At 66.6% G+C, this 22,813-nt stretch carries 18 protein-coding genes; 1 reads left to right on the top strand and 17 read right to left on the bottom strand.

Annotated elements, in window-relative coordinates; all coding sequences use genetic code 11:
• Window positions 1–64: 64 nt before the first annotated feature.
• From G7Y82_RS14755 to G7Y82_RS14700, 12 genes are all read right to left on the bottom strand, one after another.
• Window positions 65–886 carry an IclR family transcriptional regulator domain-containing protein gene (locus G7Y82_RS14755; RefSeq protein WP_168148893.1) on the bottom strand — a complete coding sequence of 274 codons (822 nt, stop codon included), beginning with the start codon at window positions 884–886 and terminating at the stop codon, window positions 65–67.
• On the bottom strand, window positions 879–1,028 hold the full coding sequence (locus G7Y82_RS14750) for a hypothetical protein (protein ID WP_168148892.1): 150 nt from the start codon (window positions 1,026–1,028) through the stop codon (window positions 879–881). The genes G7Y82_RS14755 and G7Y82_RS14750 overlap by 8 nt, the downstream gene beginning before the upstream one ends.
• A complete protein-coding gene (locus G7Y82_RS14745) occupies window positions 1,025–2,209 on the bottom strand; it encodes a M24 family metallopeptidase (RefSeq protein ID WP_168148891.1) in 1,185 nt (394 codons plus the stop codon). The genes G7Y82_RS14750 and G7Y82_RS14745 overlap by 4 nt, the downstream gene beginning before the upstream one ends.
• Complete coding sequence (locus tag G7Y82_RS14740) at window positions 2,209–3,504, bottom strand: serine hydrolase domain-containing protein (RefSeq protein ID WP_168148890.1); 1,296 nt, start codon at window positions 3,502–3,504, stop codon at window positions 2,209–2,211. The genes G7Y82_RS14745 and G7Y82_RS14740 overlap by 1 nt, the downstream gene beginning before the upstream one ends.
• Window positions 3,505–3,518: 14 nt before the next feature.
• A complete protein-coding gene (locus tag G7Y82_RS14735) occupies window positions 3,519–4,796 on the bottom strand; it encodes a serine hydrolase domain-containing protein (protein ID WP_168148889.1) in 1,278 nt (425 codons plus the stop codon).
• Window positions 4,781–6,049, bottom strand: coding sequence for a metal-dependent hydrolase family protein (locus G7Y82_RS14730; protein ID WP_168148888.1), 1,269 nt, complete (start codon window positions 6,047–6,049; stop codon window positions 4,781–4,783). Before G7Y82_RS14730 ends, G7Y82_RS14735 begins: the two co-directional genes overlap by 16 nt.
• Window positions 6,046–7,212, bottom strand: coding sequence for a serine hydrolase domain-containing protein (locus tag G7Y82_RS14725; RefSeq protein ID WP_206370732.1), 1,167 nt, complete (start codon window positions 7,210–7,212; stop codon window positions 6,046–6,048). Before G7Y82_RS14725 ends, G7Y82_RS14730 begins: the two co-directional genes overlap by 4 nt.
• Window positions 7,209–8,813: a tetratricopeptide repeat-containing sulfotransferase family protein gene (locus G7Y82_RS14720; RefSeq protein WP_168148887.1), complete on the bottom strand. Its 1,605-nt coding sequence runs from the start codon at window positions 8,811–8,813 to the stop codon at window positions 7,209–7,211. The genes G7Y82_RS14725 and G7Y82_RS14720 overlap by 4 nt, the downstream gene beginning before the upstream one ends.
• 4 nt (window positions 8,814–8,817) lie before the next feature.
• The gene (locus G7Y82_RS14715; protein WP_168148886.1) at window positions 8,818–9,825 is read right to left on the bottom strand and encodes a dipeptidase; all 1,008 of its coding nucleotides are present in this window, start codon (window positions 9,823–9,825) and stop codon (window positions 8,818–8,820) included.
• Between the two features lie 7 nt (window positions 9,826–9,832).
• Window positions 9,833–11,419, bottom strand: coding sequence for an amidohydrolase (locus G7Y82_RS14710; protein WP_168148885.1), 1,587 nt, complete (start codon window positions 11,417–11,419; stop codon window positions 9,833–9,835).
• Window positions 11,409–12,731, bottom strand: coding sequence for a spinster family MFS transporter (locus tag G7Y82_RS14705; protein ID WP_168148884.1), 1,323 nt, complete (start codon window positions 12,729–12,731; stop codon window positions 11,409–11,411). Before G7Y82_RS14705 ends, G7Y82_RS14710 begins: the two co-directional genes overlap by 11 nt.
• A gap of 148 nt (window positions 12,732–12,879) precedes the next feature.
• Complete coding sequence (locus G7Y82_RS14700) at window positions 12,880–15,309, bottom strand: TonB-dependent receptor (protein WP_168148883.1); 2,430 nt, start codon at window positions 15,307–15,309, stop codon at window positions 12,880–12,882.
• A gap of 514 nt (window positions 15,310–15,823) precedes the next feature.
• On the opposite strand from G7Y82_RS14700, the gene G7Y82_RS14695 reads away from it, so the two are divergent.
• Complete coding sequence (locus G7Y82_RS14695) at window positions 15,824–17,437, top strand: GMC family oxidoreductase (protein WP_206370731.1); 1,614 nt, start codon at window positions 15,824–15,826, stop codon at window positions 17,435–17,437.
• A gap of 22 nt (window positions 17,438–17,459) precedes the next feature.
• Here G7Y82_RS14695 and G7Y82_RS14690 read toward each other — a convergent pair whose 3' ends face one another.
• The 5 genes from G7Y82_RS14690 to G7Y82_RS14670 form a co-directional block, all read right to left on the bottom strand.
• Window positions 17,460–17,945, bottom strand: a complete 486-nt coding sequence (locus tag G7Y82_RS14690) for a RidA family protein (RefSeq protein ID WP_168148882.1) — start codon at window positions 17,943–17,945, stop codon at window positions 17,460–17,462.
• Between the two features lie 44 nt (window positions 17,946–17,989).
• Window positions 17,990–19,342, bottom strand: a complete 1,353-nt coding sequence (locus G7Y82_RS14685; protein WP_168148881.1) for a spinster family MFS transporter — start codon at window positions 19,340–19,342, stop codon at window positions 17,990–17,992.
• Between the two features lie 140 nt (window positions 19,343–19,482).
• Window positions 19,483–19,998 (bottom strand): Lrp/AsnC family transcriptional regulator, encoded by a 516-nt coding sequence (locus tag G7Y82_RS14680; RefSeq protein WP_206370730.1) that lies wholly within the window; start codon window positions 19,996–19,998, stop codon window positions 19,483–19,485.
• 15 nt (window positions 19,999–20,013) lie between these two features.
• On the bottom strand, window positions 20,014–21,489 hold the full coding sequence (locus G7Y82_RS14675) for a glutamine synthetase family protein (RefSeq protein WP_206370729.1): 1,476 nt from the start codon (window positions 21,487–21,489) through the stop codon (window positions 20,014–20,016).
• Entirely contained in the window at window positions 21,486–22,796 is a 1,311-nt protein-coding gene (locus G7Y82_RS14670) for a Rieske 2Fe-2S domain-containing protein (RefSeq protein WP_168148879.1), read from the bottom strand. The genes G7Y82_RS14675 and G7Y82_RS14670 overlap by 4 nt, the downstream gene beginning before the upstream one ends.
• Between the last annotated feature and the right edge of the window lie 17 nt (window positions 22,797–22,813).

Genomic DNA, 22,813 nt, shown 5'->3' with positions numbered 1-22,813 from the left:
CGCTTCGTGCCAAAAAAGGGGACGGCTGGCGCCGTCCCCTTTTTTGCATCCGACGATCCGGTGCTTACAACGCGATGGATTGCGACCCGATCGCCCGGGATAGCTCGTCGGCCGCCTCGTGCAGCACCGGCAACAGCCGGTTGGTCAGCTCCTCGCTCGACACGGTGGCGATATTGGTGATGATGTTGATCGCCGCAACCGGGCGGCCCTGCTTGTTGCGGATCGGCACTGCCAGCGAGCGCAGACCCTCCTCGCTTTCCTGGTCGACGATCGCGTAGCCCTGCTCGCGTACGCGACGCAGCTCGTCGAGCAACGCCGCCTTGTTGTCGATGCTCCAATTCGTCAGCTTGGTCAGCTTGGCGCCGCCGAGCTGCTGCTCCAGCGGCTTGTCGTCGCGACAGGCGGTCAACACCCGTCCCGTCGAGTTGTAGAGCGCATTGAAGCGCCGGCCGATGGTCACCTTCGGCAGCAACTGGCGCTGCGCCGGCGTCGCCACCGCCAGGTGCACGACCTCGCGCCCATCGAGCACGGCGATGGCCGAAACCTCACCGGTGCGCGCCGTCAGGCGGTCCAGATACGGCTGCGCGATGTCGGCCAGCGGCATCGTCGACATGAACGCGTAGCCGAGTTCGAGCACCTTCGGCGTCAGACGGAACAGCCGCCCGCTCTGCTCGACGTAACCCAGATGGGCCAGCGTCAGCAGATAGCGCCGGGCACCGGCCCGCGTCATCCCGGTACGCGCCGAGACCTCGGACAAGGTCATCTGGAAATGGTCGTGATCGAACGAGCGCAGCACCGCCAGCCCATGCGCGACCGAACCGACGAAATCGGAGGGCGGCGCCTTGTCGGCCTGCGATTCTTCGTTTTCCGCCACCCCGTCACTCATCGCTTGTGCTCATTCGAATCTGCGCGCATCCCCACGAAACAGGCGCGCGCATCGTCTCCCCGTTCGGCATACGAAAATGTTGTTCGGCGAAATGGTAGGAGATCGCCACCTGCGGCCACAAGCGGCCGTCGATCCGGATCATCGCAGCGGCACCTCCAGCAGCTCGCGCGGAATTGTCGACAGCGCCCGCAAGCCGTCGCTGGTCATCACCACGGTATCGATATAGCCGGCCTCGAATCCTTCCGCCTCGTCGAAGAACACGTTCTCGTAGTTCGAGACGTAGCCCTCGCGCAGCTCGCAGCGCTCCTCGCCGTCGTTGGCCAGATACGTGTGGCCGACCCAGCTCGGCGGCGTGCCGAGACCGAGCGCGTAGCCGCCCACCCACCAGATGTTCTCGGCCGGGATGCGCTCGCGCACATAGGCCACGGCCGCCGCCGCGGCACGTTCCGGACCCTCGCCGAGCCGAGCCTCGCGGCACAGCACCTCGATACTGCCGGCGGCGGCGGCGATCATCGCCCGCGCCTTGGTCGCCGACGGGCCGAGCACGAAGGTACGCTGCAGATTGGCGTGGTAGCGGTCGACGACCGCGCAGCAGTCCACCGACACCACGTCGCCGGCCTGCAGGCACCGCTGCGACGGAAAGGCGTGCACGTCGACCCACGCCGTCGGCCCGGAATTGACGAGCGGCAGCGTCGCCGCCGGCTCGCTGCCCTCCTCGGCCAGCAACAGGTTCAGCCGCGCCGACACCTCGGCCTCGGTCAAGCCGGGCCGCAACTGCTCGCGCAGGCGCAGCATCGCGCGATCGGCGATCGCCGCCGCGCGTCGCACGCGCTCGACTTCCGTCGGCGACTTGTACAGGCGCAGCTTGTCGACGACCCAATCCCCGGAGATCACCGTCGCACCTTGCCGACGCAGCGCCTCGCCCAGCGCCGTCATCACCGGCGCCGACGGATTGAGACTGAACGCTTCGAGCGCGATTCGCGCATCGGCGCGGCCGCGCTCGGCGATCGCGGCGCTGACCACCGCATCGGACTCGCCGTACTGGAAATAACGCGCCTCGTCGCAGAACACGCTGGTGCCGACATAGGGCGCGTGACGTACCCAGTCGAAGAACAGCGTGTCGTCACGCGCCACATCGAGCAGTACGCCGACCGGCAAGCGGTTCGGATACCAGATCGCCTCGTAACCGGTCAGGTACTGGATATTCGGCGGACTGGTGACGTACAGCAGTTCAATGTCGCGCGCTTTCATCTCCTCGCGCACGCGGCGCTGACGCTCTCGATATTCGTCGGACGTGAATGGCAGGCGGCTGAAATCAGGCATTACGGCGTTCTCACGGTCTGATCCGTCGTGGTCGGCACTCCGAACAGACCGTCGTGCATGAGCTGGCGCGCGATCCACTGGAAGCGGTTGTAGTTCTGCTGCTGCATCGACGGCCATGAGCCGACGAAGGCGATGACGAGATCGTAGGCCGGCGCCACCAGCAGACCCTGGCCGGCATAGCCGCTCTTCCACAGCGTGCCGTCGGCGAATACGGCATCCCACTGCCAACCGTTGTGGTCAACCGCTTCGTGGTGAAAGCCGCTTTCGTTCTCGTCGCGTTCGATGCCGCGCAACAGCTGCGGCCGGCCATCGCGCTGCATGCGCTGCAGCGTCGCCGCCGACACCAGCGGCTGCTGCGCGACGAGCTTCCAGCTCGGCGTATACAGCAGGCCGACGCGGCCCAGATCGCGCAGCGTCATCGAAAATTCGGTGTGCGGGGCGCCGCCGGGCGACACGCCCATGTAGGCGTCGCTCTCGGCGCCGATCCGGCGCCAGAGCCGCTCGCTGACGATATCGGCCAGCGGCGCGTGCCATACCGATTCCAGCAGCCAGGCGAGCACGAAGGTGTTGCGCGTCGCGTACTCGAAATCGCTGCCCTGCGGAATCGCCGGGTTACGGCGCATCGCCGCCACCAGTTGGTACGGCGACTGCGGCAGCAGACCATAGGCGCTGGCCCAGAACTCGGTCTCCCAGGCCTCGTCTTCGAGCCCGGTCTTCTGCATGCCGGAGGCCATGTCGAGGATGTTCTGCACGCTGACGCCGGCCCAGTCGGTGCCGGCCAGTGCCGGCACATAGCGTTCGATGCCGAGCGCCGGATCGACGCGACCGTCGTCGACCAACTCCGCCACCAGCAGCGCCACGACGATCTTCGACACCGAATAAAGCTGGTGGATGTCGTCGGCGCGCATCTTCGGGTAACGCTCGTAGACAATGCGTCCGTGCTGGATCATCAGCACGCCGTCCATCGGGAAGCGGTCGACGAACTGGTCGACACTCATCGTGCCGATCCGCGTCTGCACGCGCGTACGGCCGATTTCGGCGCGCGGCGCGTACGGCAGAGCCGAGACCGCTGCGCTGCGCGCGATGCGGGCGCTGGGCGTGAACTGCGGACCGTGCAGCGCCTCGTAGCGAAACGCGTCGACGTCGTGCACGTCGTGGCCGCTGCCCGGCAGCAGCGCCGCGGCGTTCAGCGCCTCGGTCTGCCGATGCGCGGTCGCCAGATCGGTCGGCGCTGCCTGCATCGGCGACGGCGGCACATGCGCGCAGGCGACGAGCAGCGCGGCGGCGGACAGCATGGCGGCGAGGCACTTCACCGGTCGAAATAGCCGCGCTCGACAAGCTGCCGCGCCAGCCACTGGAAACGGTTGTAGTCGGGACGGCCGGTCGCCGGCCACGAGCCGAAGAACGCCACGACCAGGTCGTGCTGCGGCGACACCATCAAGCCCTGCCCGCCGAAACCACTCTTCCACATCGTGCCGTCGCCGAACACCGCGTCCCATTGCCAGCCGTTGTGATCAATCCTCGACCCGGGAAACGAGCGTTCGTTGAGGTCAACCTCGATGCCCTTGAGCAGTGCCGGCCGCCCCTCGAACTGCGTGCGATGCAGCGCCGCCTTCGACACCAGCCGCGTGCGGCTGACCATCCGCCAGCTCGGCGTGTAGAGCAGGCCGACGCGGCCGAGGTCGCGCAGCGTCATGGCGATCCGCGGGTGCGGCGCGCCATCCGGCGAAACGCCGACCAGGGCGTCGTGCTCGGCGCCGATGCGCGTCCACAACCGGTCGCTGACGACGTCGGCGAACGGACGTTTCCACATCGTTTCGACCAGCCAGGCGAGCACAAAGCTGTTCTGCGTGCCGTACTCGAAGTCGGTCCCCTGCGGGATCTCGGGGTTGCGCTGCATTGCCGCAACGTAGTCGTACGTCGAGCCTGGCAGGCGGCCCATCATGCTGGCCCAGAACTCGTCCTCCCAGGCATCGTCCTCGAGCCCGGTCTTCTGCATACCCGACGCCATGTCGAGAATGTTCTGCACCGTTACGCCGGCCCACTGACTGTGTGCAAGCCGCGGAATGTAATGCTCGATACCGAGCCGCGGATCGACGCGCCCCAGATCGACGAGTTCGGCGACCAGCAGCGCCGGAATCACCTTCGACACCGAATAGGTCAGATGCGCGTCGTCGGCACGCATCTTCGGATAGCGCTCGTAGACGATGCGGCCATGATGGAGAATCAGCACGCCATCCATCGGAAAGCGCTCGACGAACTGATCGACCGTCATCGCGCCGAGCCGTGTCTGCACGCGCGCAGCGCCGATCTCGGGCCGCAACGCGTATGGCAGCGCGGCAACCGGCCCGCCGCGCGCAATGCGCGCGCTGGTCAGGAACTCGCCGCTGTGCAGGCTTTCGTAACGAAACTCCTCGGCATCCTCGGACGCGGCGCCGCTGAACGGCAGATACGGCGACGCCTCGCGCAGCGCGTGCCAGGCCTGGACCTGCGCCGGCGTCGGCGTCGGCGTCGGCGTCGGCTGTGCGGCCAGCGGTCCGGCACCCATCGCCAGCAACAGCGCCGCCACGTTCAGCGCGTGCCGCATGCCGACTCCGCGGTCTGCAAGCGGTCGACGACGAAACCGCCGCCCTGCATCACGAACGCGAAGCGCCCGCGATCCTGCAGCAGGCGAATGTCGCCGAGCGGATCGCCATCGACGCAGAGCAGATCGGCGCACTGGCCGGCAGCGACCGTGCCGACGTCGGCCCGACCGATACAGCGCGCAGCATCGCCGGTACCGGCGACGATGGCCTGCATCGGCGTGCATCCGGCCTCGACCATCAGCTGCAACTCGAACAGATTGTCGCCCTGGAAACGACCGAACGAATCCGAGCCCATCGCGTAGCGCACGCCGGCCTTCAGTGCGCGGCGAAAGCCGTCGGTGTGAACCGCGATCAGCTGGCGCGCCGCACGCAGCGAGCTTTCGTGAATGCCGGCATGCGGGTCGCGCTCGGCGATGCGGACGATGCCGTAGTTGCACGACAGCGTCGGCACCAGCCAGGTCCCGTGTTCGAGCAGCAGCTCGATGTCGGCGTCGGACAACAGATACGGATGATCGACACTGTCGACGCCGGCGCGTATCGCATTGCCGACGCCGGGGCCGCCGTCGACGTGCGCCATGACGCGCCGACCGGCGCGATGCGCTTCATCGACGACCGCGGCGATTTCATCGGGCGTGAACATCGCGTACGGCAGCCGCTCGGGATCCTTGTGCAGGCTGCTCGTCGTATGGATGTTGAGCAGGTCCGCGCCGGCCGCGATCAGCTCGCGCGCGAGCTGCCGCATCGCCTCGACACCGCCGCAGTAGCGCACGACCTGGCCCATCGCGCCATGCAAATCGAGCCGCGCACCGGAACCGCAGGCGATGTCCCAGATGCCGCCGGTCTGCGCCAGGATCACGATCGACAGCAGCAGCCGCGGGCTGGCGATCAACCCCTGCTCGTGCGCGAGCCGGTAGCCGGCGTCGAGACCGCCGGCCTCGCGCACCGTCGTCACGCCGGCCTCCAGCGTCTGGCGCAATTGCGGCAGCGTGCGCATCACCGTCAGCGATGCCGGCGTGGCGATGCGCGCTTCGAGTTCATAGTCGTAGGCGCCGAGGTGGGCATGGCAGTCGATGAACCCGGGCAACAGCGTGCGCCCGCCGAGATCGACGCGGCGCACATCGTCGATGCCGTCGAATGCGGCATCGTCGTCGACCGCGACGATGCGTGCGCCATCGATCAGCACCGACTGCGCGGCGCGCGGCGCAGCGCCGCTGCCGTCGATCAGGCGCGCGCCATGCAGCAGCAGACGGCTCATCGCAGCGCTCCGATCACGCGCCGGATCAGCTCGCCGAGCACCGCGCGGTCCTCGTCCATCCAGCGCGTGACGATCAGCAGGTCGTGCTCGCGGTCGACGACGACGTAGTTGCCGCCGACGCCGTCCGCGAAAAACAGATGGCCCGGCAGGTCCGGCCAGGCGCTCGGACCGCGGTTGAGCCACCACATGAAGCCGTAGTCCGGCATCGCCGGCGACGGGGCGGTCGCCATCTCGATCCAGCGTTTCGACAGCACGCGCCCGCCGTTCCACAGACCTTCGTTGAGGAACAGCAGACCGAAACGCGCCTGATCGTAGGTCGAGACGAACATGCCACCGCCGTAGTGACCGCCGCCGCTGACCGACACCATCATCTGCCCGTCGATCTCGACCGTCGAATCCTCGTAGCCATACCAGCGCCAGCTCGGCGAGGCGCCGATCGGATTCATGATGCGCTCGCGCAACACCGCCGGCAGCGGCCGGCGCAGCAGTTGCAACAGGGCGTACGACGCGACGTTGACGCGCACATCGTTGTATTTGAAAAACGTGCCGGGCCGATGCAGCGGCTGGGCGCGAATCTGTTCGAGCGTCAGCCCCTCCGCCGGTCTATCCATCCAGTCCGGCTGGCCGAACAGCATGCCGCGCCAGTCGGACGACTGATTGAGCAGATCGGCCCAGGTGATGCTGGCGTTGTGCGCACCGTCGAACGTACCGTCCCAGACCACGTCGGCGACCGCCGCCTCCAGATCCGGCAGCAGGCCGTCGTCGTATGCGACGCCGGCCACTGTCGACAGATAGCTCTTGCTGACGCTGAAGGTCATGTCGACGCGCTGCGGTTCGCCCCAACTGGCGACGATGCGCCCGTGGCGAATGACGAGCCCGGTCGGCCCGCAGCGGTCCTTCATCGGACCCTTCATTCGATAGCCGGGCTCGTTCTGATAGCGCTGCAGATTCATGATCCGAAGATCGCGCGGCGCCGGGAATTCGTTTTCCTGTGCGTACTGCACCGCGGCGGCGAGCCGCGCGGCGTCGAAACCTTCGCGCGCCGGCGCGACCTGCTCCCAGTCGCCGCGCGGCGGAAAATACGGCGCCGAATCGAGGAGGCGCGGCGCGGCCGGTGCGCCCTGGTCTGCGCAAACCTGCCGATTGATCGACGGCTGCGTCACAGCGGATATCCCAGCTCGGCCGCCTGATAGTCGGGACTGGCCTTGATCGCATCGGCCAGCGGCGCCAGCGCCTGCGCGTAATGCGTCCAGCGGTCGACCGCCGAGCTGTAGAGCTTCTGCCGGACCTGCACGGCACTGGCCGTGGTGCTCGCATTCTCGTTGCGCTCGAACGCCAGACACGCGTCGTCCCAGGCCAGCCCGCAGTGCTCTAGCATGCGCCGTGTCTGCCCGGTCTGGTCGGCGATCAGGTCTTCGTAGCGCACCCGCAGAATCCGCCCCGGCATGGTGCGGTGCCAGTGCTGCATCAGCCGCAGGTAGGCCAGGTAGTAACGGCCGAGATCGTCGAGGTCGTAAGAGAACGGGTACGCCATCGTGAACCACTGCTTGTAGACCGACAGGCAGGTGTCGAGCGGATGGCGGACCAGCTCGATGATCCGCGCCTGCGGCAAGGCTCGCGCGATCAGCCCGCAGTACAGATAGTTCAGCGGCATCTTGTCGATGAAATGCGCGCGATGCCCGGTCAGCGGCCGCGTGCTGGCGACATAGCGCTCGCCGAGCTGCGCGAAGTCGATCGTCGGCGCCGCCTCGATCATCTGCAGCTTGTCGGCAGCCGGCCGGCCGGTCGCCCGCACCGCGCGCGTCATTTCGATCGCGAAGTGATTGAGCTCGCCGGCCGAGCTGACCTGTGGATGGCTGGACAGGATGCGTTCGACCAGCGTCGTCCCGGTGCGCGGCAGGCCGAGCACGAAGATCGGCTCGGCGCTCGGATGGCCGGAAGGCGCCTCGGAGAGCGGCGCGGCGAAGCTGGCGATGATCGCGTCGACCGCCGCTTCGTCGTCGGCGACGTCGTAGCGCATGTTTGCCCGACGCCGCGCGCCGCCGCGCTGCAGCGTGGCGAAGCTGCGCTCGTATTCGCCGAGATCCTCGTATTCCTTGGCCAGCGCGTAGCACAGCTGTGCCTCGCCGAACCAGTCGTCGCCGATACCGGCGAGCAGGCCCTCGAGCTCCGCGACGTGATTGCGCTCCGGCGTCTGCCGGCGCAGGCCGGCGCGCAGATAGCGCGCTTCGTGATGCGCCGGCCGCAAGCGTAAACCCGCCTCGTACGCCGCCTCCGCTGCGTCGATATTGCCGACAAAGCGCTCGGTCGCGGCGAGGTTGAAGCAGACGCCGGCATCGGACGGATCGAGGCGCCGGGCCTCGCGATAGAACGGCAAGGCGCGCGCGTGATCGTTGGCGGCCGTGTGAAAGCCGGCCAGCTGCGCAAGCACCGCAGGATCCGCGGGCGCCAGCGTTGCGACCGCCTCGGCCACGCGCAGCGCCTCGCCGTGGCGCGACATCTGCAGCAGCACGCGCGCGCGGCGCAGATGCAGCAGCGGATGCTGCGGTTCCAATGCCAACGCTCTTTCGATGTACTCGAGCGCCTTCGGCAGATTGCCGAGACGTTGCGCGACGAAGCTGCCCGCCTCCCAGCCGCCGGCGAATGCCGGGAAACGCTCGCACAACGACTTGCAGGCCAGCGCCGCCTCGTGCAGCCGACCGGCCTTGAGCTGCCGCTGCACGGCCTGATAGGCCTCGCGGCATTGCAGGCTGACCGCCGTCACGATGTCAGCCCCAGACCTGCTTCATCACGCGTAGCCAGTTGCCGCCCATCACGCCCTTGAGGTCGGCGTCGCGCCAGCCCATGCCGGCCAGCACGCTCGTCACCTTGGCGATCACGTCGGGACCGGCGAACGCCGGCTTGTTCGACGTCAGATAACCGCCGACCGGGTACTTGCGGTCCTTGCCGGCCTTCGCGAAGTTCGACAGGAAGTACGGGATGTCGTGCACCGAATCGAGACCGAAGCCGACGTGCTGCGGGCCGACCAGGTTCGCGAAATGATCGATATGGCGGGCGATCGTCTCCGGCGAGTTGTCAAAGCGCGCTTCGGACAGGAACAGGCCGACCCCGTTGACGCCGATCACGCCGCCGGTGGCCGCGCAGGCGCGCGCCTGGTCGTCGGTGATGTTGCGCTGGTGATTCCACAGCGCCTTGGCGTTCGAGTGCGAAAAGATCACCGGCTTGGTCGACAGCTCGATCGCGTCGAGCGAGCTGCGGTAGCCGGTATGCGAGACGTCGACGATCATGCCGACGCGATTCATCTCGGCGACCAGCGCGCGGCCGTAGCGGCTCAGGCCGACGTCGCTGTCCTCATGGCAGCCGTCGGCAACCAGGTTGCGCGAGTTGTACGCCATCAGCATGTGCTTGACGCCGAGCCGGTAGTAGACCTCGACCAGGCCCAGATCGCCGAGCAGTGCGTTGGTGCCCTGGAAATGGAAGTTGACGGCGACCTTGCCTTCGGCCTTGGCGCGCTCGATGTCGGCAACGCGCTCGACCATCACGTACAGCTCCGGATGCTCGTCGATGTGCGCACGCGCCTCGCCGAGCCAGCGCATCGCACCGTCGATGGTCGGCTCGTCGCTGGCGATCGTGATCGAGGTGTAGGTCACGCCGAGCGCCAGGCGCTCGCGCATCGCCCCGGCGAAGTCGGGCGTGTACAGCGGACCGCAGGGCGACTGCGGGAAGGTCATGTCGCAGACGATGACGTCGTCGAGTGAAACGGGATAATCGGACATCGGACTCTCAGTGATCGGCGCCGCGCGCATGAACGACGCGGCCGTTGACGATGGTCTGCTCGACCGCGATCGACGCCAACGTCGACGGATCGGCCAGCAGTGGATTGTCGGCCAGCACCACGAGGTCGGCGTACTTGCCGGGCTCGATGCTGCCCTTCAGATGCTCTTCGAACGCAATGCGCGCGCCATTGACGGTATACAGCGCCAGCGCTTCGCGCGCCGACAGCCGCCGCGCCGCCTCCGGATGCGCGGCCAGCCGCTGCATGCCGATCAGCGGCCCCATCGGCATCGGGTCAGCGTCGGAGCCGCCGGCGACGAGCACGCCGGCATCGACGATGCGCCGGTACGGATGGCGACGCTGGTAGCGCTCGTAGCCCAGGTACGCGACCAGCCCGGCCGGCTCGTCGTCGGGCTGCGGCAGCGGATCGGGCACCATCGCGAAATTCGGCTGCATGCCGACCGCGACCCCGAGTCTGGCGGCGCGCGCGATGTGCGCCTCGGTCGGCAGACTGAAATGCTCGATGCGGTGCCGGTGGTCGGCGCGCGGCGTTTCGGTCAGCGCCCGCTCGTAGGCATTGAGCAACTGCTCGATCGCGGCATCGCCGATCGCGTGCATGCTGATCTGCAGCCCGGCGCGGTGCGCGCGATCGACGAACGCGTACAGCTCGTCGTCGGAGAAATAGAGGCTGCCGGTGCAGCCGGCACAGTTGCAGTACGGCTCCAGCAGCGCCGCGGTGAACTCGCCGTAGGCACCGTCGACCCAGATGCAGCCGCCGATGCGCGGCAGCTGCCAGTCCAGCGCCTTCTGCACGTCGGTGCTCTGGAAGTAGACGACGGTGCGCACCGGCAGCGTCGCCTGTTCGGCGAGCAGCACCGCGACATCGCGTTCCGGCAGCCAGCCGCGCCCGTCCGGGCTGCCGCCCTCGAGCGCGTGGACGGTGGTGATGCCGACCTCGGCCGCCATTTGCGACGCGCGCTGCAGCGCCTGTGCACGTCGCGCGTCGCTGATCGCGCGGTTATAGTACTGGTAGCGGGCCCAGGTGTTGGCCTTGGCGGTCAGCACGCCGTCCGGGCGGCCCTGCGCGTCACGCCCGATGCCGTCGAGCGCGCCGAGTTCGAGCATCGCCCAGGCCGCCGAGCTGACAATGCAGCCGTGCGCACCGACGTCGCCGATCATGACCGCACGCCGTGGCGCGATGCGATCGAGATCGGCCATCGTGATCGGCGCGTCGAGGTCGGCGATCGCCAGCCCGTGCACGAGCATCGGCTCGCCGTCCGCCATCATCGCGTGCGCTGCCGCCACGGTCTCCAGCACCTGCGCCCGGCGGGTCACGTCATAGACCTGCGGGCCGAGGCTGCCGAGTCCGGTCTGCGTGAAATGCACGTGCGAATCGATGAAGCCCGGCACGATGGTCTTGCCGCTGACGTCGACGACGCGCGTCGCATCGCCGATCCAGCGCTGCGCCTCGCCCTCGGGCACCACGGCTGCGATGCGCCCGTCAAGAATCGCGATGGCGAGCGGCGCGCCGGCCCCGGTCTCGTCGGTCGCCATGGTGACGACCGTCGCGCCGCGCAGGATCAGATCAGCCTGCATGGGCGGCAACTCCGGCCTCGATGTCACGCGGCAGGCGCCGCGCGGCATAGATCATCAGCGCGAAACCGATCAGCGACGCGATCATCGTCCAGGCCAGCGCATAGCGCAGCGCGGCATCGCCGTACTGCGGCGTGAACGCGTCGCTGAGCAAGCCGGTCACCAGGTTGCCCGATGCGACGCCGATGATGTTGAAGCTGAGCAGAATCACCGCCGACGACACCGCGCGCATTCGCGGCGGCATCAGGCGTTGCGTCACGGCGATCGTCGGCGCCATGTACGACGCGCCGCAGAACGTCGCGAAGAAGTAGAACGCAAACAGCATGGAGCCCTTCGACGCGAACAGAAACAGCAGAATGAAAGGCATGGTCGCCAAGCCGCCGAGGCCGGCGACGCGGACGTACCAGCGCAGATCGCGCAACGACAGGCGGTCCGCCAGCACCGCGAAGAACAGCGTGCCGAGCGCGCCGGCGACACCGCCGAGCAGCCCCAGCCGCGCGCCGACGAATTCGCTCGAATAGCCGTGGACCCGCATCAGGAACGTCGCGCCCCAGATGTCGGTCGCATCGCCGGCGAACACGAATAATCCGGTGCCGATCGTGTAGGCGACGAACGAGCGACGCGTGACCATGAAACGGACGACCTCGGCAATGCTTTGATGCTGATCGGCCGCCGCTCCGTCGTGCGCGCCACGCGGCGGCTCCTTGACCGTCAGCCGGAACAGCACGGCGAACAACAGACCCGGCACGGCTGCCGCCATGAACGCATGGCGCCAACCGTACTGCTCGTTGAGCCAGCCGCCGACACCGAGTCCCAGCCCGAGGCCGATATAAAGGCCGATGCTGAACACGGCGATGGCGGTCGCGCGCTGGCGCGGCGGAAAGTAGTCGGAGATCAGCGAGTGCGACGGCGGGCTGCAGGTCGCTTCGCCGATGCCGACGCCGAACCGGGCGAAGACGAGGTGGACGAAACCGCTGGCCATGCCGCAAACCGCCGTCATCGTGCTCCACAGCGCCAGGCCGCCGGCAACCACCGTGCGGCGCACGCCGAGATCGGACATGCGGGCGATGAACAGACCGGAGATCGAGTAGACCGCGGAAAACGCGAAGCCGCTGATGATGCCGAGCTCGGTATCGGACAATCCGAGATCGTTCTTGATCGACTCCATCGTGATGTTCAGCAGGTAGCGATCGAACCAGTTGAAGATGTAGACCACCATCAACATGGCGAGCACATACCAGGCATACAGACTGGCGCCCGCCGAAACCTCCGGCGCGGAGCGCTTCACATCGGCCGCTGCTGCGAAACCATTCATTTCACCATCCTCACGCTGCGGAGAGTGCCCGCTGCGCTGACAACAGAGCGCGCAGAGCTCGGCAACGGTCTCGTGCGCCGGAAAGCCGGATGCGGCACCCGACTAAGGTGTCGCATCCGAAAACCACACGGGGAACGACAGCTCAGACTCAGAACGAATAGCCCGTCATCAAACCGATCGTGCGCGGCCGCTGGATGAACTTGAGGCTGCCCGGCCGCGAGGTCGGCGACGTCTCGTTGGAGATGTCGACGGCCGTCGCGCCGTTGGTATCGGTCAGGTTGTGGACATAGGCGCCGACCCGGAACTGCCCGACGTGCCAGGTCGCCGAGGCATTGAGGGTCGTGAAACCGCCGAGCTTGGCGTAGTTGCGGGCCGCCGAGTTGAGCGCGGTGTTGACGCCGCTGCGATACATCGCGTCGATGCGATACGTGATGTCCGACGCGCCGAGCGCCTGGATCGCGGTCAGCGCCGCGGTCAGGTTGTTCTCGGGCACGCCCGGCTGATGATCGCCGTCGTTGCCGTTGAAGCCGCTGCGCACCGTGAAGTCCTCAGTCAGACGTGCGTCGGTATAAGCATAGCCGAGCGTCGCCGCCAGCCAGCTGGTGATCGGCCCGTCGAGCTGCAGCTCGACGCCCTGCGAGCGCGCCTTGCCGCCGTTGGCCAGCGTCGGAATACCCGAACCCGGCGCCGGGAACTGCACCTGCATGTCCTTCCAGTAGATCCGGTACAACGCCGCCGAGTAGTTGATGCGGTTGAACAGCCGCCCCTTGGCGCCGACTTCCCAGTTCGTCGCGTAGTCCGGCTTGTATTCGACCAGCGCCGGATCGGCGGCGAAAGGGCCGACCATCGGCAGCGCGTTGTCGCCGCCCTGGCGATAACCCTGCGACCACGTGAAGTACAGCATGTCGCGCGACGCGAGCTTGTACGAGGTGTTCAGCTTGAAGATCTGATCCTGATCCGACGACTTGTCGTGCGCATCGAAATCGCCGGCCGAACCGGCATACGGAATGCCCTGGATCGAACGACGGTTGTTGGTCACCCAGAACACACGCGCGCCGCCCGTCACCTGCCAGGCGTCGGTGAGGTGATAGGTCAGCTCACCGAACAGCGCCGCATTGCTGTTCTTGTTGTCCTTGCTCAGCACGAAGGTCTGGTCGTCGTTGAACGTGCCGTCCGGATAGATCGTCTGGTAGTACTGCGCCCAGGTCGCATCGGCGTCGCCGGTCGCGGCGACGGCATCCGGATGGCCCGGCGTGTTGGTGAACTCCGCCCAGCCCGGAATGAAGCCGGGAATCGACGACTTCTGCTCGTAGTACGAGTAATACGCACCGGCCACCCAGTCCCAGGCGCCACCCTCGTTCGACGCCAGGCGGAATTCCTGCGTCAGGCGCTTGGTGTCGTAGAGGATGTCGTTGTAGTCGCTGATCCGCGGGTAATTGGCGTAGAAACTTTCGTTGGCCAGGCCGTAGTTCGTGTAGTCGGTCTGCGAGTCCAGATCGCTGTACGTGAACGACGAGTTCGACGTCAGTGTCGCGAAGCCGAGATCGGCATTGACCTCGAGCGAGTACAGATCGTCGACGGTCTTCTGCGGCGACGTGCGGTAGCGTGTGCTGTAGCGGTCGCCGTCCGGATTGTCGTTGTAGGCGATGCCGGTGAAGTCCCCGGCGCGCGCGTCCTGATGCTGATACATCAGCAACGCATCGACCGAATCGCTGATCTGCCATAGCAGCGACGGCCGAACGTACCAGAGGCTGTCGGTATCGACATCGTGCCGCTGGTGATAGACCGCGTCGCTGCCGAAGTAGTCGCTCGAATCGGCCAGCTCCGGGCTGCCGTCGGCGCCGTAGGTCATCAGGTGCTTCGCGTCGATCACGCCGGCATCGCGGCTGTAGCCGGCCGAAATGCGCAGCCCCAGCGACGACGTCAGCGGCAGGTTGTAGATACCGTCGACGCTGTTGTTGAAGCCGTCGGAGTCGTTGGTCTGGCTCAGCGTCGCCTGGATGTCGCCGGAACGCTGGGTCAGATCCGGGCGGTTGAAAATGTAGCGGATCGTACCGCCGACCGCGCCGGCGCCGTACAGCGTGCCCTGCGGACCGCGCAGCACCTCGACGCGCTTGACGTCGGTGATGCGCAGATTGCTGAACAGCGGCGTGCCGTTGATGTAGGTCGACACGGTCTGGTCGCCGGCCGCCGGCGACGCGTTGTTGATCCCGGCCGAAGTGCCGCTCAGACCGCGCAGGATGATGCCGTTGCTGATGCCGTTCGACCGCGCCCCGAGGTCGGTATAGCTCAGGCCCGGCACCTGCCGGGCGAGGCTCGCGGTGTCGGTGACGCCGGCCGCAGCGATATCGTCGCCGCTGACCACCGTCAGGTTGTATGGCACCTCCTGGGCGGCCTGACGACGCCCGGTGGCGGTGACGATGACTTCGGCGACCGACGCATCCGCGTCACTGCCCTGCGCGCTGCTGGCCCCTTGCGCCCACGCCGCCTGTCCGCTGCACAAGCCGGCAACCGCCAGCGCAATGGGGGTTCTACGACCGAACCTGCCGACGACCCGATAATTTCTAGACGATCCCACGACTGCACTCCCTTCCGTGTTGACGCGTTGGAAATACCTGCAGACCGATACCTGGCCCCAAAAAAATACGAAATACGAACAGTTATCCATTACGCGAACATCGTGCCAATGGCGATCTGCGCCATTTCGAGCCTTTGAGTTGCAGCTTTCCGCCAAATGCGTGACCCGGCCGGTGGCGAGTGGCGCGCGGACCAGCGCCGGAAGCTTCGATACGAAACGAAGCACTCATATGAAGCGGGTTTCCGCTCCATTAGCGCCCTCTCGAGACCCTCGATGGTGCACAGCGGCGACGAAGCGGCGCGCCTGATGTGACGCCGGATGCGCAATCAACTCTCTATCTGGTGTCGCGGCATTGCGCTCATGCACAGCAAGGGGCTTTCGGCAGGCTGACATGCCTCTGTCGTTCGGCATGATCGCTGCAAAAAGTTCGCAATAGAAATTACTGTTCGTATCTTGTAACTTCTTATTCACCCGCCGTCGCCCGCGCGCGAGGCTAGATCAAGGCAAAGCAGACATGACGTCAGCGTCCGACTCGATTTTCGATTTCATCGTCATCGGTGCCGGTTCGGCCGGCTGCGTGCTCGCCAATCGTCTCAGCGCCAATGGGCAGCATCGCGTCCTGGTCATGGAAGCGGGCGGCGCCGACCGTCACCCGATGATTCACGTGCCGATGGGCATCCGCTGGCTGGTCGGCAATCCGCAGACGGACTGGCGCTTTCGCACCGAGGCCGAGCCCGGCCTCGGCGGTCGCTCTCAGCCGTGGCCGCGCGGTCGGATGCTCGGCGGCAGTTCATCGCTGAACGGCCTCGTCTATGTACGCGGCTTCCCCGCCGACTATGACGAGTGGGCAGAAAATGGCTGCAACGGCTGGTCGTGGGCCGACGTGCTGCCGTACTTCCTCAAATCGGAAGGCAACCGGCGCGGCGCCAGCGAACTGCACAACGACCGTGGTCCGCTGCCGGTGATTCCGGCGACCATCCGCAATCCGTTGTGCGACGCCTTCGTCGCCGCCGGCCGCGATACCGGCTACGGCGTCACCGACGACTTCAACGGCCCGCAACCCGAAGGTCTGGGCTTCTTCGATTCGACGCGGCTCAACGGCCGGCGCCAGTCGACCGCCGTGGCCTTCCTGCATCCGGCACGCGGACGTCCGAACCTGCGCGTCGAGACGCATGCGCAGGCGACGCGCGTGCTGTTCGAAGGCCGGCGCGCGATCGGCGTCGAATACGTTCGCGCCGGGCGCACGCTGCGCGCCTACGCCAGCCGCGAGGTGATCCTCAGCGGTGGTGCGGTCAATTCTCCGCAGTTGCTGCTGCTGTCCGGCGTCGGGCCGGCCGACGACCTGCGCGAGATGGGAATCGACGTGGTCCACGATGCACCCGACGTCGGCCGACAACTGCAGGAACATCTCGACGTGGTCCTCGAATACGAGTGCCTGCAGCCGGTCACCGCCTATCAGTACGTGCCACGGCATCGCCAGTGGCTGGCGGCGGCGCAATGGGCGCTGACGCGGGGCGGCTTCGCATCCGACCTGCTGCTGCCGGTCGGCGGCTTCCTGCGCAGCCGCGACGGCCTGCGTGCGCCGGACGTGCAACTGCACCTGATCCTGGCGCTGCCACGCACGCCGGACCGACCGGTACCAGATCGCGAAGGCTTCGGCATCCACGTCTGCAATCTGCAGCCGGACAGCCGCGGACAGATCCGGCTCGCCTCCCCCGACCCGCTCGCGCATCCGATCATCGAGCCGCGCTTTCTGTCGGTGCGCGACGACATCGTGCCGATCCGCGACGGCATCCGCGCCGCGCGCAAGATCGCCGCATCGGCCGCGATGCGCCCGTTCAGCGGTCGTGAAATGGAGCCTGGCGCAGCGGTACAGGACGACGACGCGCTCGACGCCTTCATTCGCGACAAGGCAGAAACCGTGTTCCATCCGACCAGCTCGTGCCGCATGGGCGGCGACGCGGCCTCGGTGGTCGACCCGCAGCTGCGCGTGCGCGGCGTGGCCGGTCTGCGCGTCGCCGATGCCTCGGTCATGCCGCGCGTGCCGCGCGCCAATACAAACGCGCCGACGATCATGATCGCCGAGAAGGCCGCCGACATGATCCTCGCCGCCGCGCATTCCCCCTGAAGGAACTGCGCGTCCTTCGATTTCAGTCGATCTGCAGCGTCAGCGAAGTCTCGAAGCAGTAGTTGTCGGACAACGACGGCGTGCCGAGGCTGGCGCGCGGGCCGACGCCGATGTCGTCGCCGAACACGTCGGCGAGCAGGTCGGTCAGGCCGTTGGTGACCTTGTGGTGCTCGAAGAAGTCCGGCGTCGACGCGATGAAATTGACCGAGCTGGCGATGCCGGACACGCGATCGAGATCGCCGAGCGCACGCTTGATCGTCGACAGGCAGTTGATGCCGGTGCGGCGCGCCGCCTGGTAGCCCTCGTCAATCGACAGATCGTGACCGAGACGGCCCGGAAAGCGCGGCACGCCGTTGTCGAGGCCGGCGGTATGGCCGCACAGGAACAGCAGGCGGCCTGAAATGAAGAACGGCTTCATGCGTCCGTAGCGCTGACCATAGGGGCCGTTGCCACTGGGCGGCGGATTCAGCTCGATGCCGAGTTCGGCGAGGCGTTGTTCGATTTTCATGGGAGCATCCGGTGGTCGGCGCGCGGTCGGCGCGCCACTGAAGATCAGGCCGAGACGCTGCGCTCGGTCATTTCGACATCGCGGCGTATCGATCTGGCAGCGACGGCGAGACAGACGAAGCCGAGCAGCGCGGAGATCTGCAGCCACATCGCCGCGGCGCGCAGCGATTCGTCGCCGAGCGTCGGCTTGAAGTGGTCGCTGAGCAGACCGACGGCGTAGCTGCCGAAGCCCATGCCGAGCAGGTTCAGCACCATCAGCATCACCGCCGCGCCGAGTGCGCGCACCCTCGCCGGCAGTACCAGCTGGCCGACCGAGAACAGCGGCGCGATGTAAGTCGACGACGCCATCGACGCCAGGAAGTAGAAGACGTAGCTCCAGGTGCCGGTGGTCATGAAGAACAGACGCTCGAACGGCAGGAATAGTGCGAAGCCGATCAGCGGCAGCCACAGGTACCAGCGCGGATCGCGACCGGCGAGGCGGTCGCAGAGCCAGCCCATCGCCAGCGAACCGGCAATGCCGGAGAAGCCCGAGATCGAGCCGATGATGAAGCCGACCTGTTCGGTGTCGAGGCCGCGCGCACGGATCAGATAGGTCGGTGCCCAGGTCACGAACGAAGTGCTGGTGATGGTCAGCAACGCCATCGCGAACGCACTGCCGATGAATGACGGACGCACGGCCATCAGTCGCGCCGCCTGCGCGGCCGAGTAGCGTCGATCGACAGTGCGTTCGTGCTGGCCGCGCCTCGGCTCGCGAACGAACAGCAGCACCAGCGTCGCCATCACCAGCGACGGCAGACCGAGCACGATGAACGCGGCGCGCCAACCATAGTGCGCATTGACGGCGCCGCCGAGCGTCAGGCCGGCCCAGATGCCGAACGAGATGCCGAGACCGTAGATCGCGATCGCGCGGGCGCGGTGCGATGCGGGAAAGTAATCGGAGATCAGCGAATAGGCCGGCGGACTGCAGCCGGCTTCGAAGGTGGCGACGCCGAGCCGCGCCATTGCCATCGTTACGAAGTTGCGTCCGAGGCTGCTGAGCATGGTCGCGATGCTCCAGCCGAACACCGCGATCGACAGCACCAGCTTGCGCGACTTGCGATCGGCCCAGTACGCGAACGGCAGACCGGCGAACGAGTAGACCAGCGTGAACGCGAAGCCGGTCAGCAACCCCATCTGCGCGTCGTTCAAGTGCAGGTCCTTGGCGATCGGCTCGATGAGGATCACCATCAAATAGCGATCGGTCCAGCAGCAGCTGTAGACGCCAACCAGGATCGCCAGCACCCACCATGAGTAACGTGGAATATTGGCCGACGCTGAAGCGGATGGCGACGCGATGCTGTCCATCGGCTGCGGAGTTGGCGCAAACGCGCCATCGTGATGCTCATTCATGGATGACATGGACTTTCCGCACTTCGATAAGTTCGCAAATGGAACAGAAGTTATTTATTTGAACCGAGCAAGCGGCACTCCCGCAGCGCGGCCCTACAGGAAAACGCCCGACTGCCGGCTCGACTCGACTGCTCGCAGCGCAACGACACCTACGCCGCAACGCTTTCGGGCCACAGGCTTTCAGCTGGCGCTGGCGCCTCACGCTTAACGGTGCGAATCGCCATGCTGGACTGGATGCTGATCACGCCAGGCAAGCGTGTCAGCACGGTTTGATGCAGATGCTCAAAACTCGCCATGTCTCTGACCGAAACGCGCAGTGTGTAGTCGTACTGACCGGCGACCAGATAGCACTCAAGAATCTGCGGCACATCACGCACCGCCGCTTCAAAACGTGCCAGCTCAGCGGTCTCTTGACGCAGCAGGCTGACGCTAACGAAGACATCGACGCCGCAACCAATCAGGGATGGGTCGAGAAGCGCCGTATACCCGGAGATCAGGCCCGCATTTTCGAGCGCGCGCATGCGCCGCGCACACGACGATTCTGACAAGTGAATGCGTTCGGCAAGACGGGCCACCGGCATGCGCCCGTCACGCTGTAATTGACGAATCAGGGCCAGGTCGTAGCGATCCAGCCGCTTGGATGATGTACGCCTATCGTCACTCACGGACATACTCCTGCTTCAGAACACGTCGAAATACTCGCGCTGCTCCCAATCCGTCACCTCGTCGGACAGGAAACGGTGCAACTCGAATTCCTTGATCGTCAGCAGATAGTCGATGAAGCGACGGCCGAGCTGCGCCTCAAACAGCGTGCTGCCGCGCAGCGCGGCGACCGCTTCGACGAGGCTGCGCGGCAGCAGCTCGCTGCCCGGCGCATACGGCGTATCGACCGCCGGCCCCGGATCGAGCTGCTGCTCCATGCCGGCCAGGCCGGAGACGATCTGCGAGACGAAATAAAGATACGGATTGGCGGCCGATTCGCCAATGCGGTTCTCGATGTGCGAGGCCGGATCGTCGGTGCCGCCGATCACACGTAGCATCGCGCCGCGGTTATCGCGGCCCCAGACGATGTTGTTCGGTGCCAGCGAGAACGGGCGGAAGCGCTTGTAGCCGTTGATCGTCGGCACCGCGAGCAGACTCGACTCGCGTGCGTGCCGCAGCAGGCCGGCCATGAACGCCATGCCGTCGGCCGACAACGGCAGCTCGTCCTGCGTCGACATGAACGCGTTGCGACCGCTGCTGCGCTCGATCAGCGACTGATGCAGATGCCAGCCACTCGACATCGCGCCGGGCAGCGCCGGCCGGCACATGAACGTCGCATGCAGGCCAAGCCGGCGGCAGATCTGCTTGATCGCCGAGCGCGCCAGCACGACATTGTCGGCGGCGGCGACGCCGGCCACCGGACCAAAGGTCAGCTCGCACTGACTCGGGCCGAACTCGACTTCCAGCGTGCGTACCGGCAGGCCCAGCGCCAGCAGGTCTTCGCGCAGGCGGTCGAGAATGGGGTCGAGCTCGTCGTAGCGCGTTTCGGTCAGATACTGAAAGCCCCGCGACAGCGGCAACACCTCCGGCGCCGGGCCGGCCGGCGTCGCGCTGTCGGCGATCGTGTGCCGGCTGTTCTGCATGCGGTAGACGTAGAACTCCAGCTCGACGCCAACCAGATAGTCGTAGCCGGCGGCGCCGAGCCGCTGCAGCTGCTGCGCGCACTGATAGCGCGACGAGAACGGCACCGGCTCGCCGTTCTGGAAATACGCGTCGCACAGCACCCAGGCCGAATGGTCGACCCACGGCAGCACGCGGAACGTTGTCGGATCGGGTACCGCGACAAAGTCACTGGCGCCGGTCATCTCGCTCATACCGATGCCGCCACCACCGCTCCAAACCGGGTAGACCGTGCGGTGCGAGGTGTCCTTCGACAGCAGCGTCGTGGTCATGCCGCAGCCGTTGCGAAAGATCGACGGCAGCAGGTCGGCGACGATGGTTTTGCCGCGCAGAATGCCGTGCTGGTCGGCAAACGCCAGGCGCACGGTCTTGATGTTGCGTTCGGCGACGAGCGCCAGCGCTGCGCGCGCCGCCTCGTGCTGCGCCGGCGTCCACGGCGCATGGCGCTCGACGAAGCCGCTGCGGCCGACGCCGGCCGGATTGATGGAGCTCACGCGCGCTCCTTGGCCCACCACGATGCACCGGCGCGGCGCACACGATCGAGCGCGCGCCAGCACGCCTCGCCGAGATCGCGACCGCCGATCGCGTCGACTGCGACCGGGCCGGTGTCGGCATCCACCAGCGGCTCGCGGAACGGCAGCGGCTCGCCCTGCTGACGCGCCTGGATCGCCGCACGCAGCAGTCGCCGGTTGGCGATGATCGCAACGTCGGTCTTGCCCAGATGCTCGATCGTGCGATCCTGGATCGCGCCCTGCGATTCGACCGCCCACTGGTCGTGGACGTTGATGTCCATGCCCATACCGGTGTAGGTCTGCGTGGCTTGCTCGTCGGCGTTGTAACCCCACTCGTTGTCGCGATTGGCGGTCGGCCGATAATCCGGCAGCGTGTGCCGTTCGAGGCGCTGCGCGCGCATCGTCGCACGGTCGACCGGTGCGCCGAAGCTGGTGAAGATCGCGTACCAGTAGCAGTGCGTATCGTCGATCGGCACATGCCATTGCGTGATCGTCATGTCGCCGCTCATCGGAATCGCGATCGCGTTCGGAAACGCCAGATTGGTGATGCGGTAATGCGTCTGTTCGGCCGGCAGCGGTCGTGTGGTCACCAGGCGAAAACCGTAACCGGTGTTCTCGACACGAATGTCGGGCCGGCCGTAGTCGCGCAGTACCTGCGTCAGCGGAATCTCGGTCCCGGCAGCGCCGGCACGGAACTGCTTGCCGTACGAATCGCGCGGATCCTCGTCTTCGAAGAAGCGGTGCAGATACGACGCGTGCGCCGGATCGATGCCGACTTCGAGTGCCTGCAGCCAATTGCAATCCCACTGCCCCTTGAACGCGAAGGTGTGCGTGTCTGGCGCGCGAAAGCAGTCGAAGTCCGGAAACGCCGGCGGCTCGCCCTCGCCCATGTACGCGAAGATGACGCCGGCGCGCTCGACACACGGATAGGCGCGATGGCGGATGCGCTCGTGCAGCGTGCTGCCTTCCGGCTCCGCCGGCTGTTCGAGGCAATCGCCGTTAACGTCGAACAGCCAGCCGTGGAACGGACAGCGCAGGCCGCCGTTTTCGAGACGGCCGTAGCAGAGGTCGGCGCCGCGATGCGAGCAGCGCCGATCGACCAGTCCATAACGGCCCTGTTCGTCGCGGAACAGCACCAGCGACTCGCCGAGCAAGGTCACCGGGCGCACCGCGCGCGGGCCGTCGAGTTCCTCGATCAGCGCCGCCGGCTGCCAGTACTGGCGCAATACCGAACCGGCAGCGCTGCCCGGACCGATACGCGTGATGAGTTCGTTGTCCTGTCTGTTCATCGATCTGCTCTGCTATG

The organism is Solimonas marina (assembly GCF_012241385.1).
Taxonomy (GTDB): domain Bacteria; phylum Pseudomonadota; class Gammaproteobacteria; order Nevskiales; family Nevskiaceae; genus Solimonas; species Solimonas marina.
This window is presented reverse-complemented; position numbering and strand designations above follow the sequence as displayed.

Bases quoted from the DNA above. Each gene is read 5' to 3' on its own strand.
- G7Y82_RS14755 (WP_168148893.1), bottom strand. From the start codon at position 886: ATGAGTGACGGGGTGGCGGAAAACGAAGAATCGCAGGCCGACAAGGCG.
- G7Y82_RS14750 (WP_168148892.1), bottom strand. From the start codon at position 1,028: ATGATCCGGATCGACGGCCGCTTGTGGCCGCAGGTGGCGATCTCCTAC.
- G7Y82_RS14745 (WP_168148891.1), bottom strand. From the start codon at position 2,209: ATGCCTGATTTCAGCCGCCTGCCATTCACGTCCGACGAATATCGAGAG.
- G7Y82_RS14740 (WP_168148890.1), bottom strand. From the start codon at position 3,504: ATGCTGTCCGCCGCCGCGCTGCTCGTCGCCTGCGCGCATGTGCCGCCG.
- G7Y82_RS14735 (WP_168148889.1), bottom strand. From the start codon at position 4,796: ATGCGGCACGCGCTGAACGTGGCGGCGCTGTTGCTGGCGATGGGTGCC.
- G7Y82_RS14730 (WP_168148888.1), bottom strand. From the start codon at position 6,049: ATGAGCCGTCTGCTGCTGCATGGCGCGCGCCTGATCGACGGCAGCGGC.
- G7Y82_RS14715 (WP_168148886.1), bottom strand. From the start codon at position 9,825: ATGTCCGATTATCCCGTTTCACTCGACGACGTCATCGTCTGCGACATG.
- G7Y82_RS14710 (WP_168148885.1), bottom strand. From the start codon at position 11,419: ATGCAGGCTGATCTGATCCTGCGCGGCGCGACGGTCGTCACCATGGCG.
- G7Y82_RS14705 (WP_168148884.1), bottom strand. From the start codon at position 12,731: ATGAATGGTTTCGCAGCAGCGGCCGATGTGAAGCGCTCCGCGCCGGAG.
- G7Y82_RS14695 (WP_206370731.1), top strand. From the start codon at position 15,824: ATGACGTCAGCGTCCGACTCGATTTTCGATTTCATCGTCATCGGTGCC.
- G7Y82_RS14690 (WP_168148882.1), bottom strand. From the start codon at position 17,945: ATGAAAATCGAACAACGCCTCGCCGAACTCGGCATCGAGCTGAATCCG.
- G7Y82_RS14685 (WP_168148881.1), bottom strand. From the start codon at position 19,342: ATGTCATCCATGAATGAGCATCACGATGGCGCGTTTGCGCCAACTCCG.
- G7Y82_RS14670 (WP_168148879.1), bottom strand. From the start codon at position 22,796: ATGAACAGACAGGACAACGAACTCATCACGCGTATCGGTCCGGGCAGC.